This window comes from Pseudomonas sp. NPDC088429 (assembly GCF_044753305.1).
Classification (GTDB): Bacteria; Pseudomonadota; Gammaproteobacteria; order Pseudomonadales; family Pseudomonadaceae; genus Aquipseudomonas; species Aquipseudomonas rustica.
This window is the reverse complement of record NZ_JBIVMX010000011.1, coordinates 54,166-66,960: the sequence shown is the minus strand read 5'-3', so window position 1 is coordinate 66,960 and position 12,795 is coordinate 54,166. Positions and strand designations below refer to the sequence as shown.

The following is a 12,795-nucleotide window of genomic DNA, read 5'->3' as shown; positions in this document are numbered from 1 at the left end:
TCAACCTTAAAACCCTGCGAACACCGCACCCTTTCTGAATCACCAAAATCCGCTGTAGGAGCTGCCGAAGGCTGCGATCTTTTGATCTTAAAAAAAAAGTCAAAAGATCGCAGCCTTCGGCAGCTCCTACAGGGGGTTTGTGGAGTGTCAGATAAACAATTCAGAAGCCAGGCTGGCGGCGGATAACTCTTGCGCAAACTTCAACAACAACGGCGCCAACTCATGCAACCGCGCCCCCGGCATCCGCGCACTCGGCCCGGCAATGCTGAGCACACCAATCACCCGACCATCCGCCGGATGTTTCACCACCGCCGCAATCGCCGACGTGCCGACCGCCGAGCTTTCCTCGACCCAGGCATACCCTTGCTCACGCGCCAGACGCAGCCGTTCCAGCAGTTCAATATTGGAGCGCGGCGCATTCGGCCCGATACCCACCGGCACCTCCGCCGCCTGTCGCTCAACCAGTGACAACGCCTCGGCATCGCTCATGCACGCCAGCCACGCATGCCCCGACGCGGTGTAAAAAAGCGGCGCATCGCGGCCCATGTCCGGGTCATAACGCAGACCGGTACGCGCACCCTGCGCCTTGGCAATCCAGGTTTGCCGCTCGCCATCGATCACACCGAGACGCACCAGTTCGCCGGTTTCCTGCGCCAGCCGATCCAGCACGGGCTGAACAATATCGGCGCCACTGCTCGACAGATATTGAAAGCCCATCGCGACCAGTTTGGTCGACAAGTGATAGCGCAAAGTTTCCGGATTCTGCCTCACGTAACCAAGACGAATCAGCTCGGCGAGCAAGCGGTGAGTCGCACTTTTCGGAATGTCCAATTGCTCGGCAAGCGTCTGCATCGGCAGCCCGCGCGGATCACTGGTAAGGCTTTCCAGCACGCTGAAAACCCGTTCAATCTGACTGCCGGCCATAGGGAAATCCAAATGAAATTTCGCCGATTCTAGAAGACATCTGCTGCAAAGCGAAATCTGGAACTGGTTGTTCGATAACCGCCCGGTTTGTCGTATCAAGGCTTGTAGGCCGACGGCAGCAATGGTTATTTTCTGGAATCAAATTCCAAAAATAATTCAGCGCTGGAGCCATGTTTGATGCCTGCCGAACTTCCCGCTATCGACTGCGACGTTTTGATCGTTGGTTCTGGCGCCGCCGGATTGTCGGCAGCCGTCACTGCTGCGTGGCATGGCCTGAAGGTCATCGTCGTCGAAAAGGATTCGGTATTCGGCGGCGCCACCGCATGGTCGGGTGGCTGGGCGTGGGTGCCGTGTAATCCGCTGGCCCGTCGTGCCGGCATCATCGAAGACGTCGAACAACCGCGCACCTATTTGCGCTATGAACTGGGCGAGCATTTTGACCCGGCGATGATCGATGCCTTCCTCGAAGCCGGGCCAAATATGGTGGCGTTTTTCGAGCAACACACCGCACTGCAATTCGCCGACGGCAACGCGATTGCCGACATCCATGGCGACACCCCGGGCGCGGGCACCGGCGGACGCTCAGTGATTGCCGCCCCCTACAACGGGCGCAAGGTCGGACGCTTGCTCAAGCGACTTCGTACGACCATGCGCGAAACGTCCTTCATGGGCATGCCGATCATGGCGGGCGCGGATCTCTCGGCATTCCTCAATCTGACCCGCTCATTGAAAGCCGCATGGCACGTGACGCGACGTTTCACCCGGCACCTGTTTGACCTCGCGACGCATGGCCGTGCGCTGCAACTGGTCAACGGCGTGGCACTGGTCGCGCGACTGGCGAAATCGGCCGAAGACCTCGGCGTGTTGCTGTGGGAATCGGCGCCAGTCACTGAACTGCTGCGCGACGAAAACCGCATTTGCGGTGCAGTGATCAACAGCAAAAAAGGCCCGATCCGCGTTCATGCACGCAAAGCCGTAGTGCTCGCAGCAGGTGGTTTCGCCAACGATATCCAACGGCGCAAAGCCCTGTTCCCACGCACGCCCACCGGCCACGAACATTGGGCGTTGCCGCCGCTGGCCGTGAATGGTGATGGCTTGCGGCTGGGCGAAAGCGTCGGCGCGCGGGTCAACACCGACGTTGCGTCACCTGTTGCGTGGGCACCCGTCTCGCAAGTGCCTCATTCCGACGGCAGCATCGGCCATTTCCCACACATCATCGAGCGCGGCAAACCCGGCATCATCGGCGTACTCAGCAACGGCCAGCGTTTCGTCAACGAAGCCAACGGCTATTTCGACTACGTCAGCGCGATGGTCAATGCGGCGCCGCCAGGTGAAGAGGTCGCCTCATGGCTGATCTGCACCCACGCCTTTCAGCGCCGCTATGGCCTCGGCATGTCACGGCCGTTTCCGGTTCCGTTGTCAGAATTTATCCGCAGCGGTTATCTGAAAACCGGTAACAGCGTGGAGGAATTGGCCAACGCTTGCGGCATCGACTCGAACGGTTTGCGCCAAACCCTCGATGACTACAACCGCCATGCACGCAACGGCGAAGACCCGCAATTCGGGCGCGGCGCAACGCCCTACAACCGCAAACAGGGCGATCCGGCGAACCTTCCCAACCCCTGCGTTGCCCCAATAGAAACCGGCCCGTTCTATGCCGTGAAAGTACAACCGGGATGCTTCGGCACGTTTGCCGGGCTCAAGGTCAACCCTCACGCGCAAGTCCTCGACGCCAACCAACAACCTATCGCCGGGCTGTATGCAGCGGGCGGCGACATGGCCAGCATCATGGGCGGCCACTACCCGGCGGGCGGAATCAACCTCGGCCCGGCGCTGACGTTCGGCTACATCGCCGCTCGCCACATCGCCGGCATCACTGCTTTCGAACAGGAGATCGACCATGCAGCACATCGTTAATGCCCAGGGTTTGAACATGCCGAAACTCGGTCTCGGCACATGGCCGATGCTCGGCGAAGAATGCACCCAGGCCGTGGAGCAAGCGCTGGAACTCGGTTATCGGCACATTGACACGGCTGCGGCCTACAACAATGAGGACGCCGTCGGACAAGCGCTGGCGAATACGCCGACACCCCGCGAGCAGATTCACGTCACCACCAAGGTCTGGTGGGATCAACTGCAACCCGATGCCATGCGTCACTCGATGGATCGCAGCCTCAAGGCCTTGCGCAGCGACTATGTCGACCTGTTCATGCTGCACTGGCCCACCACCGATTGGGACTTGCCGCGCACGCTCGAAACCTTGGCTTCGTTCAAGGAGCAAGGCCTGGCGCGCAATATCGGCGTGGCGAATTTTCCGCTGCCGCTGCTGCGCACAGTCGTCGAGGAATACGGCATCGATCTGTCAGCGATTCAGGTCGAGTACCACGTCCTGCTCGGACAAAACGCCCTGCTCGACTACGCTCGCCAACACAATCTGGCGCTGACAGCTTACACACCGCTGGCGCGTAACAAGGTTTCACACATTGCCGAGATCCAGCAGATCGCCGCCAAGCATGGCGTGCTGCCGACGCAGATCGCGCTGAAATGGCTGCTCGATCAAGACAACGTCGCGGCGATTCCCAAGGCGAGCAGCAAAACCAATCAACTGGCCAATCTCGCGGCACTTGAGGTCAATCTCGACGATGAAGACCGGGCGCTGATTGCCAGTCTGTCGAAGCGCGAGCGTCAGGTCAGCCCGGACTTCGCGCCGGTGTGGGACGCGTTTGATCAGTGAGTAGGAAAACAGCGTTTGCCCGGTTCGAGACGCCAGTTGCAGGATCGGTCTTACGCGCTCTTACACATCTGCCCTGCACAACCTGAGCTGTGCGGTTATTCATAGGCGAGGCGAAAACGCCCCATCAACCTATGAGAGACCGCACCATGCTATGGAACAAGGCAAGACGCAGCGACAACGTCAACGACACGCGAGAGGGCAAGGACGCCCGCACACTGACAGGGAAAAAAATCGGCGCCGGACTGGCCGCCGCCGCGCTGACAGGCGTAGTGCTCTATTCGAGCTACGACCCCGCACCACAGACGTCTGCCGCTGAGGACTACATCAGTCAGGAAATCGCGCCGGTCGACGACCCCCAACTCAAATTCATCGAATCGATACTCGGCGACACCGAAGACACCTGGAAACAGGTATTTGCCAGTACCGGGCAACATTACCCGGCGCCCACATTGACCCTGTTCAGCGATGGCATCGCATCGGGCTGCGGCTTTGCCGGTGCGTCAAGCGGCCCCTTCTATTGCCCCACCAACCAAAACATCTACATGGATCCGGCGTTCTTCGAACAGATGGCCGAGCGCTTTTCGGTGGTCGGTGACTTCGCTCAGGCTTACATCCTCGCCCACGAAGTCAGCCACCACGTGCAAATTGCCCTGGGTATTTCCGCACCGTTTGAACGCACGCTGTCCGCCAGGCAGCCTGTGACCGGCGACTCAGGACCGGAGGTGCGCGCCGAACTGCAGGCCGATTGTCTGGCCGGGGTCTGGGCTCACCATGCGCAACAACGCCATGCGTGGCTGGAACCGGGCGACATCGACGAAGCACTGAACGCTGCCAGCGTGCTCGGGGATGATGCGCTGCAACGTGCGCGAAACCAGACAGTACGTCCCGAGACCTTCAGCCACGGCACATCACAACAGCGCAGTGCCTGGTTCAGCGCAGGATTCGATAGCGGCCGCGTCGACGCGTGCGATACCTTCAACGCCGCGCAGCTGTAAGCTTGGCAATATCGGCATCTGCTTTAGAACCGGCGTCGATCACGATGGTCTGACGACCGGACTGGCGCCACCGTCGTGCACCAGCAACACTCATCACCACGTACAACAGAGGATTCCCACATGCTATGGAAAAAAGGCCGACGCAGTGACAACGTCGTCGACGCCCGGGGTGATGATGCAGGCGGTGGCGGTGGCGGCATGCGCTTTGGTGGCGGCAAAGGCCTGAGCCTCGGGGCGATTCTGCTGATCGTCGGGATCGGCTGGATCACCGGCCAGGATCCGTTGCAGATCCTCGGCCAGCTCGCCGGGCAATCTACCCAGCAAGCGGCACCGACTTCGCAGACCCGTCAGGCGCCGCCGGCCAACGATGAACAGGCTGAATTCGTTCGCTCGATCCTCGGTGATACCGAAGACACCTGGGGTTCGATTTTCCAGCAGGCCGGTCGCCAATATAAGGATCCGACCCTGGTGCTGTTCAGCAACCGGGTCAATTCGGCGTGCGGTCTGGCGACCTCCGCCACCGGCCCGTTCTATTGCCCGGCTGACCAGAAGGTCTATCTGGACATGGCGTTCTTCCAGGAAATGTCGCAACGCTTCAAGGCGGCCGGCGATTTCGCTCAGGCCTACGTGATTGCGCACGAAGTCGGACACCATGTGCAGACGCTTCTCGGCGTCTCGGCGAAAATTCAGACAGCCCGCCAGCAAGGTCGGCAGATGGAAGGCGACGGCGGTTTGCTGGTGCGTCAGGAATTGCAGGCCGATTGCCTGGCCGGTGTCTGGGCTTACAGTGCGCAGAAGCGTTTGAACTGGCTGGAACCGGGCGACATCGAAGAAGCCTTGAACGCGGCCAACGCCATCGGTGATGATCGCCTGCAACAACAGGGTCAGGGCCGTGTGGTGCCGGACTCGTTTACCCACGGCACGTCGGCGCAAAGGGTGCGCTGGTTTAAAACCGGATTCGCGCAGGGCCAGGTCGGCCAGTGCGACACCTTCGCGGCGAAAAACCTGTAAATGCATAAATGGCTTTTGGCGTTACTGATCGTTGGCAGCACCGCGCACGCCGCAGGTGTCGATGCGATCAGCCCCGGTCGCTTGCAACTCAAGGCCGGGGAAATGGCGGTGGGCATTGGCCCGGCGCCGGAAAAAATCGAGCGTGTGCTGATCGTCATTCATGGCCGTTTGCGCAACGCCGAGACCTATCGCAAAAGCGCCGAAAGCGCCGCCGAACTGGCCGGACAGGCCGCACACACGCTGGTGATCGCCCCGCAGTTTCTCAATGGAAGCGATGTCGCCCTGTACTCGTTGCCCGCCACGTTGCTGCGTTGGCAAGGCAATGAGTGGATGGGTGGCGGCTTATCCACAGGGCCGAATCCGTTGAGTTCGTACGCGGCACTGGATGAAATCGTCGCGCGTATTACCGATCGCAAACAGTTTCCCGACGTGAAGCAGATCGTGATTTTCGGCCACTCCGGCGGCGGCCAGGTGGTGCAGCGCTATGCCCTGCTGGCCAAGGATCAACCGGCGCTGAAGGCCAACGGCATTCGTCTGCGTTATGTGGTGGCGAATCCGTCCTCCTACGCGTACTTCAATGAACAGCGGCCGGCGGCGTTCGATCACGCCAAGTGCCCGGGTTTCAATCGCTGGAAATATGGGCTGGCAGACATGCCGGTGTACGCCGGTGGGCAAACGCCGCTGCAGCTTGAAAGCAGTTACGTCAAACGCGAGGTGATCTATCTGCTCGGGCAGCAGGATATTGATCCGCATCACCCGGCGCTGGACAAGAGTTGCGCGGCGGAAGCGCAGGGCGCGTTCCGTCTTGAGCGTGGGAAATCTTACTTCGGCTATTTGCTACGCCGACATCCGGAAGGGGTCAATCAGCGGCTGGTGGAAGTGCCGGGGGTTGGGCACAACGGCGATGGGATGCTGACGTCGCCGGAGGGGCAGAAAGCCCTGTTCGATTAGAGAAGCAAAAGATCGCAGCCTGCGGCAGCTCCTACATTTGTCCTGTGTAGGAGCTGCCGCAGGCTGCGATCTTTTGATCTTAATCCACCAACATCCGCCGCAACTCAACACAATCTTTAGCATGCCAATCCGCCAACTCCGGCCACGGGTTATCCGGCAAATTCACCAACACCGTCCGCGCCCCTGCCGCTCTTCCGCAATCCAGATCAAAGCGATAATCACCGACCATCACCATCTCGCTGGCCGGCACGTCCCAGGCGTCTGCCAGTTTCAGCAAACCACCCGGATGCGGCTTAGGCGGCGCTTCGTCGCGGCCCAAAACGTCTTCGACAGCAAAGCAGTCAGCCAGGCCAATCGCTTCCAGCGTCACATGCGCCAGCTCTCGCGCATTGCGGGTCAGAATACCGAGGCGATAACCGCGCGCATGCAGATCACGCACCAGCTCAACAGCGCCAGCGGCCGGAGTCGAACCCAGCGCCAGATCGCGCTCATGTTCCAACAACCAAGCATGTTTCGCCGCCGCTTCATCCGCCGGCAACGCCGCAAGATGCGTGAGGATGTCGTCCTCCGGCGGAATCGCCAGCGCCACGCGAATCGCCGCAAAATCATGCACGGCCACGGTCAGCGTGCCGTCCATGTCGAACACCCAGTGCTTCACCTCTTTCAGGCTCATGCCCAATCCTTGCGATGACGAATCAAGCCTTCCTGCGTCACCGAAGCGACCAATTGGCCGGCGCGGTTGTACACGCTGCCACGGGAGAAACCACGGGAATTGCCGGCCCACGGGCTGTCCATCGCGTAGAGCAGCCAGTCATCGGCACGCAGATCATTGTGGAACCACAGCGCGTGATCGAGGCTGGCGACCTGCATGTCTTTCTGCCAAACCGATTTGCCGTGGGGCAGCATCGAAGTGGTCAGCAGACCGAAGTCGGAGGCGTAGGCCAGCAAGTATTTGTGCAGCGCCGGAATATCGGCCAACGCACCGTCAGCACGGAACCACACGTACTTCACCGGATCGGCCGGTTGCGGGTTGTACGGGTCTTTTTCGGTGACCGGGCGCACTTCGATCGGTTTCGGGCACAGCAGCTTTTCACGCATGTGCTCGGGGATCAGTTGCGCGCGTTGCTGGAACAACTCCAGTTCCGACGGCAGGTTTTCCGGGCCGACCACAACCGGCATCTGGCTCTGGTGTTGAAAACCTTCTTCGTCGTACTGAAACGACGCGCTGCAGGTGAAAATCGGATGGCCCTTCTGGATCGCGGTCACCCGGCGCGTACTGAAACTGCCGCCGTCACGCACGCGATCAACCGAATACACCACCGGCAACTTGGCGTCGCCCGGACGCAGGAAATAACCGTGCATCGAATGCACGTGGCGCGCTTCTTCAACCGTCTGACTGGCCGCCGACAACGACTGACCAAGCACCTGACCACCGAACAACTGACGGAAACCCAAGTCCTGGCTGCGGCCACGGAAGAGGTTTTCTTCGATCGGTTCCAGGGTCAGCAGGTCGACCAGATCTTCCAACACTTGGCTCATTCAGACTCTCCTCACACAAAGCAATGCCGTGCAGTCTTGGCTGCAACGGTCGATTCAGGTTCTGGCGCGAGCCACTATCGCGCCATTGTAAACGTCTGTGTCTGCTTATCCATGCAAGGTTTCCAGCCACTGCTCCCGCGTGATGCGGTACAGCACGTGGCGGCGCAGCGGGTGATCGACGGCGAGCTTGGGGTGATCGAAATCATCGTCAGGGGCGTGATGCATGCCAATCGCCTGCATGACTTTCTCCGACGGCAGATTGATTTGCGCGGTGAACGAGACGATTTCTTTCAGGGCCATCCGGTCAAAGCCGCAGCGCAGAGCCGTCCACGCCGCTTCGCTGGCATAGCCCAGCCCCCAATGTTCCTTGGCCAGACGCCAGCCGATTTCCACCGCCGGAGTAAACGGCGCGTCGAAACCGACCACGCCGAGCCCGGTGAAACCGATAAATTCGCCGCTGTCCTTGCGCTCCAGCGCCCACAGGCCGAAACCGTGCTCGGCAAAATGCCCGCGAATCCGCCCGATCAGCGGGGCGCTTTCGAGTCGGCTCAACGCAGCCGGAAAATAACGCATGACCTGAGGATCGGCACACATCGCCGCAAATGCCGGCAAATCTTCGTCCTGCCACTGGCGCATCAACAAGCGTGCGCTTTGCAGTTCCAGTATCGGCTCCATCGTGCCCCTCCGTTTCCATGCCGCAAGTCTACATCGCTGGTAGGATCCTTCACTCTTTCCAACATTTCCTACATGAATACGCCATGCCACTGCCGCTGATCTACCACGAAGACTACAGCCCCGAGTTTCCGGCGGATCACCGCTTTCCGATGGACAAGTTCCGTTTGCTGCGCGATCACCTGGTCGACAGCGGGCTGACCCGCGATGCCGACCTGCTGCGCCCGGAGATCTGCCCCAACGACATCCTCGCCCTCGCCCATGACCGTGCGTATATCGAACGCTACATGAGCGGCGAGTTGTCCCGCGAAGACCAACGGCGCCTCGGCCTGCCGTGGAACGACGCCTTGGCGCGACGCACAGTGCGCGCGGTTGGCGGTTCGATTCTGGCGGCGGAAAAAGCCTTGGAACATGGTCTGGCCTGTCACTTGGCCGGCGGCACTCATCACGCGCATTACGATTACCCGGCGGGTTTCTGCATCTTCAATGACCTGGCGATCATCAGCCATTACCTGCTGCAAAGTGGCCGGGTGAATCGCGTGCTGATCTTCGATTGCGACGTGCATCAGGGCGACGGCACGGCACGGATTCTTCACGACACGCCGGAGGCGATTACCGTTTCCCTGCACTGCGAGAAGAATTTTCCTGCACGCAAAGCGGAAAGTGACTGGGACATACCGCTGCCGAAAGGCATGGGCGATGCCGATTATTTGAAGGTGGTCGATGACACGCTCAATTATTTGCTGCCGCTGTATCAACCGGATCTGGTGCTGTACGACGCCGGTGTCGACGTGCACAAGGACGACGCCCTCGGCTATCTACAACTGACGGATGAAGGCGTCGCCGCCCGTGATGAAAGTGTGATGCGCCATTGCCTGGGCCGCGACATTCCGGTGATGGGCGTGATTGGCGGCGGCTACAGTAAGGATCGCCACGCCCTCGCCCGCCGCCACGGCATCCTCCATCACAGTGCGCAGCGGGTCTGGCAGTCACACGGTTGTCATTGAGCTGTGCTGCGTTACCCACAATCGCTGTGGAACTGCCTGTGGATAACCTGCGTGAAAGGGCCTACAGCCCATACCGTCCGGGCCCTACAAAACACTGATTAATTTTTAACCATCACAACCTTGTAGGAGCAAAGCTTGCTCGCGAAAGCGGTCTTACATTCAATATTGTCGGTGGCTGACACACCGCTTTCGCGAGCAAGCTCAGCTCCTACAAGGGATCTGCGCTGTTAGAATGCGCGCCTTATCCCGCCATACCGCAGCGCGCCATGACCCAGAATTCCGCCTCCTCCCCCGCTCACGTCGCCATCATCGGCGGTGGCCCCGCCGGCCTGATGGCCGCCGAAGTGCTGAGCCAGGCCGGAATCCGCGTCGATATTTACGACGGCATGCCCTCGGTGGGCCGCAAATTCCTGCTCGCCGGCGTCGGCGGCATGAACATTACCCACTCCGAAGCCTACCCGGCGTTCCTCTCGCGCTACGCCGAACGCGCACCGCAAATCGCCCCGCTGCTGCGCGGCTTCGACGCCGACGCGTTGTGCACATGGATTCATGATCTGGGTATCGAAACCTTTATCGGCAGCTCCGGCCGCGTATTCCCCACCGACATGAAAGCCGCCCCGCTGCTACGCGCCTGGCTCAAGCGCCTGCGCGACAGCGGCGTGGTTATCCACACCCGCCATCGCTGGCTCGGCTGGGATGAACACGGCGCACTGCGCATCGACAGCCCCGAAGGCGAAATCACCGTCAAACCCGACGCCACCCTGCTCGCCCTCGGCGGCGGCAGCTGGTCGCGCCTCGGTTCCGACGGTGCATGGATGCTGGCACTGGAGCAACGCGGTGTAGCACTTGCACCGTTGCAGCCGAGTAATTGTGGCTTTGAGGTGCAGGCCTGGAGCGAATTGATGGTCAGCAAATTCGCCGGCGCGCCGCTGAAAAATATCGCCATTGGTTTGAACGACGACGTTCCGCGCTTGGGCGAATGCGTGATCACCGCGACCGGGATTGAGGGCAGTCTGATTTACGCGCTGTCGGCGCCGATTCGTGAGGCGATCAATCAATACGGCGCGGCGGTTATCCACATCGATCTGCTGCCCGGCCGGCCTGTGGATAAATTACAAGCGGCGTTGAGCAAGCCACGCGGTTCGCGCTCGATGGCCAAGCATCTGCACAGTCAGGTCGGAATTGATGGGGTGAAAGCGGCGTTGCTGCGGGAGCTGACGGATGGGGCGACGTTCGCTGATCCGGCGCTGTTGGCGCGGGCGATCAAGGCGTTGCCGCTGACGCTGGTGAAAACGCGGCCATTGGACGAAGCGATCAGCAGTGCGGGGGGCGTGACGTTTGAGGCGATGGATGAGCGTTTGATGCTCAAGGCGTTGCCGGGGGTGTTCTGCGCGGGGGAGATGCTGGATTGGGAGGCGCCGACGGGTGGGTATTTGCTGACTGGGTGTTTTGCCAGCGGGCGAGCGGCAGGGTTGGGGATACTGCAATGGCTCAAACACCCCCTACCTCTGTAGGAGCTGACGAGTGAAACGAGGCTGCGATCTTTTGATCTTCAAAAGCAAGATCAAAAAATCGCAGCGTGCCGCAGCTCCTACAGGAGTTACGGCTTACGCTTACGCGGCCCAGTGTTAAACACCGGCACCTTACGCACAGGCTTGACCGATGGCTCCGGCGCCTGCGTCTCGCCGCTGTCCACCCACTTGCCCAGATTACGTTTGCCGCCACCACCCGAAGCTTTCGGCTTCTTCGGTTTTTTCGGCTTCTTGATCACCTGACCGCTGGCATCGGTGTCCGGCACACGGTGTTCAGGCTCAAAATCCGGCTCGTTCTGACGCTTCAAGGTCTGGCGCGTGAGCATTTCAATCGCCGACAACATGTTCACTTCATCCGCGCACACCAGCGAGATCGCCTCACCGGTCGCACCTGCACGGCCAGTCCGGCCAATACGGTGAATATAATCCTCAGCCACGATCGGCAGATCGAAGTTGATCACCAACGGCAGGTCTTCAATATCCAGCCCCCGCGCAGCTACGTCGGTCGCGACCAGAATCTGCACTTCACTGAGCTTGAACCGATCCAGTGCACGCTGACGGGTCGCCTGCGGCTTGTCGCCGTGGATACCGTCGGCGTTCACACCGAGGCCCTGAAGTTTCTCCACCAGCGCATCGACGCCGTTGCGGGTCTTGGCGAACACCAGCACCTGCTTCCACTTGTTCTTGCGCATCAGGTGCACGAACAGTTCGGCCTTGCGCTTCTTGTCCACCGTGACGATCCACTGCTTAACGGTGTTGGCGGCGACATTGCGCGGGCTGACTTCAACGGTCAGTGGATCGTCGAGCATCTGCCCGGCGAGCAGGCGGATGTCGTCGGAGAAAGTCGCGGAGAACAGCAGCGTCTGACGCTTCTTCGGCAGTGCGCGGTAGATGTTCGACAGTTCTTCGGAGAAGCCCAGGTCGAGCATACGATCGGCTTCGTCGAGCACCAGGGTTTGCAGCTGATTGAATTTCAGCGCCTTCTGACGGAACAGGTCGAGCAGACGGCCCGGCGTCGCCACCAGCAGGTCAACACCGCCGCGCAGCTTCATCATTTGCGGGTTGATGCTGACGCCGCCGTACACCGCGTAGGTGCGCAGCGGCAGGTTTTCGGCGTACTGGCGCACGGCTTCGTGAACCTGCTCGGCCAGTTCGCGGGTCGGCACCAGAATCAGTGCGCGCACCGAATTGGCGGCGACTTTCGGCCCTTCCATGGCCAGCAACTGCAGCAGTGGCAAGGCGAAACCGGCGGTTTTGCCGGTGCCGGTCTGGGCCGCTGCCATCAGGTCACGACCGGCCAGCACGGCCGGAATGGCTTGCGCCTGAACCGGCGTCGGGGTCTGGTAGCCGAGCTTCTCGAGGGAGCGCAGCAAGGGTTCGATCAGGCCAAGGGTGGCGAAAGTCATGGAAGTACCGTAGGAAAAAATAAC

General features: G+C 60.6%; 12 protein-coding genes and 1 tRNA gene. 7 read left to right on the top strand and 6 right to left on the bottom strand.

Translation table 11 applies throughout. The annotated features are described in order from the left end of the window. Window positions 1-147: 147 nt before the first annotated feature. Window positions 148-924 (bottom strand): IclR family transcriptional regulator, encoded by a 777-nt coding sequence (locus ACIP66_RS08950; protein WP_400647242.1) that lies wholly within the window; start codon window positions 922-924, stop codon window positions 148-150. Window positions 925-1,101: 177 nt separating this feature from the next. Here ACIP66_RS08950 and ACIP66_RS08945 point away from each other — a divergent pair, with 177 nt between their 5' ends. The 5 genes from ACIP66_RS08945 to ACIP66_RS08925 all read left to right on the top strand — a co-directional run bounded on the left by ACIP66_RS08945 (window position 1,102) and on the right by ACIP66_RS08925 (window position 6,615). Further along, window positions 1,102-2,841 carry an FAD-dependent oxidoreductase gene (locus tag ACIP66_RS08945; protein WP_400647239.1) on the top strand — a complete coding sequence of 580 codons (1,740 nt, stop codon included), beginning with the start codon at window positions 1,102-1,104 and terminating at the stop codon, window positions 2,839-2,841. Continuing rightward, complete coding sequence (locus ACIP66_RS08940) at window positions 2,825-3,658, top strand: aldo/keto reductase (RefSeq protein WP_400647237.1); 834 nt, start codon at window positions 2,825-2,827, stop codon at window positions 3,656-3,658. Before ACIP66_RS08945 ends, ACIP66_RS08940 begins: the two co-directional genes overlap by 17 nt. A gap of 146 nt (window positions 3,659-3,804) precedes the next feature. Continuing rightward, complete coding sequence (locus ACIP66_RS08935; RefSeq protein ID WP_400647234.1) at window positions 3,805-4,653, top strand: neutral zinc metallopeptidase; 849 nt, start codon at window positions 3,805-3,807, stop codon at window positions 4,651-4,653. 120 nt (window positions 4,654-4,773) lie between these two features. Beyond that, the gene (locus ACIP66_RS08930) at window positions 4,774-5,664 is read left to right on the top strand and encodes a neutral zinc metallopeptidase (protein ID WP_400647231.1); all 891 of its coding nucleotides are present in this window, start codon (window positions 4,774-4,776) and stop codon (window positions 5,662-5,664) included. Continuing rightward, window positions 5,665-6,615: an alpha/beta hydrolase family protein gene (locus tag ACIP66_RS08925; protein ID WP_400647228.1), complete on the top strand. Its 951-nt coding sequence runs from the start codon at window positions 5,665-5,667 to the stop codon at window positions 6,613-6,615. A gap of 79 nt (window positions 6,616-6,694) precedes the next feature. Here ACIP66_RS08925 and ACIP66_RS08920 read toward each other — a convergent pair whose 3' ends face one another. The 4 genes from ACIP66_RS08920 to ACIP66_RS08905 all read right to left on the bottom strand — a co-directional run bounded on the left by ACIP66_RS08920 (window position 6,695) and on the right by ACIP66_RS08905 (window position 8,829). Next, window positions 6,695-7,114 (bottom strand): HAD family hydrolase, encoded by a 420-nt coding sequence (locus ACIP66_RS08920; RefSeq protein ID WP_400647303.1) that lies wholly within the window; start codon window positions 7,112-7,114, stop codon window positions 6,695-6,697. Further along, window positions 7,066-7,151: transfer RNA gene (locus tag ACIP66_RS08915), tRNA-Asn, on the bottom strand. Before ACIP66_RS08915 ends, ACIP66_RS08920 begins: the two co-directional genes overlap by 49 nt. 133 nt (window positions 7,152-7,284) lie before the next feature. Next, complete coding sequence (gene tesB, locus ACIP66_RS08910) at window positions 7,285-8,154, bottom strand: acyl-CoA thioesterase II (RefSeq protein WP_053124082.1); 870 nt, start codon at window positions 8,152-8,154, stop codon at window positions 7,285-7,287. A 105-nt stretch (window positions 8,155-8,259) separates the two neighbouring features. After that, window positions 8,260-8,829: a GNAT family N-acetyltransferase gene (locus ACIP66_RS08905; protein WP_400647225.1), complete on the bottom strand. Its 570-nt coding sequence runs from the start codon at window positions 8,827-8,829 to the stop codon at window positions 8,260-8,262. 83 nt (window positions 8,830-8,912) lie between these two features. On the opposite strand from ACIP66_RS08905, the gene ACIP66_RS08900 reads away from it, so the two are divergent. After that, window positions 8,913-9,833, top strand: coding sequence for a histone deacetylase (locus ACIP66_RS08900; RefSeq protein WP_159813639.1), 921 nt, complete (start codon window positions 8,913-8,915; stop codon window positions 9,831-9,833). Window positions 9,834-10,099: 266 nt separating this feature from the next. After that, a complete protein-coding gene (locus ACIP66_RS08895) occupies window positions 10,100-11,347 on the top strand; it encodes a TIGR03862 family flavoprotein (protein ID WP_400647222.1) in 1,248 nt (415 codons plus the stop codon). A gap of 86 nt (window positions 11,348-11,433) precedes the next feature. On the opposite strand, the gene ACIP66_RS08890 is transcribed toward ACIP66_RS08895, so the two are convergent. Beyond that, window positions 11,434-12,771 carry a DEAD/DEAH box helicase gene (locus ACIP66_RS08890; protein WP_007909704.1) on the bottom strand — a complete coding sequence of 446 codons (1,338 nt, stop codon included), beginning with the start codon at window positions 12,769-12,771 and terminating at the stop codon, window positions 11,434-11,436. Window positions 12,772-12,795: the final 24 nt, after the last annotated feature.

Bases quoted from the DNA above. Each gene is read 5' to 3' on its own strand.
- ACIP66_RS08905 (WP_400647225.1), bottom strand. From the start codon at position 8,829: ATGGAGCCGATACTGGAACTGCAAAGCGCACGCTTGTTGATGCGCCAG.
- tesB (WP_053124082.1), bottom strand. From the start codon at position 8,154: ATGAGCCAAGTGTTGGAAGATCTGGTCGACCTGCTGACCCTGGAACCG.
- ACIP66_RS08900 (WP_159813639.1), top strand. From the start codon at position 8,913: ATGCCACTGCCGCTGATCTACCACGAAGACTACAGCCCCGAGTTTCCG.
- ACIP66_RS08930 (WP_400647231.1), top strand. From the start codon at position 4,774: ATGCTATGGAAAAAAGGCCGACGCAGTGACAACGTCGTCGACGCCCGG.
- ACIP66_RS08935 (WP_400647234.1), top strand. From the start codon at position 3,805: ATGCTATGGAACAAGGCAAGACGCAGCGACAACGTCAACGACACGCGA.
- ACIP66_RS08950 (WP_400647242.1), bottom strand. From the start codon at position 924: ATGGCCGGCAGTCAGATTGAACGGGTTTTCAGCGTGCTGGAAAGCCTT.
- ACIP66_RS08890 (WP_007909704.1), bottom strand. From the start codon at position 12,771: ATGACTTTCGCCACCCTTGGCCTGATCGAACCCTTGCTGCGCTCCCTC.
- ACIP66_RS08895 (WP_400647222.1), top strand. From the start codon at position 10,100: ATGACCCAGAATTCCGCCTCCTCCCCCGCTCACGTCGCCATCATCGGC.
- ACIP66_RS08925 (WP_400647228.1), top strand. From the start codon at position 5,665: ATGCATAAATGGCTTTTGGCGTTACTGATCGTTGGCAGCACCGCGCAC.
- ACIP66_RS08940 (WP_400647237.1), top strand. From the start codon at position 2,825: ATGCAGCACATCGTTAATGCCCAGGGTTTGAACATGCCGAAACTCGGT.
- ACIP66_RS08945 (WP_400647239.1), top strand. From the start codon at position 1,102: ATGCCTGCCGAACTTCCCGCTATCGACTGCGACGTTTTGATCGTTGGT.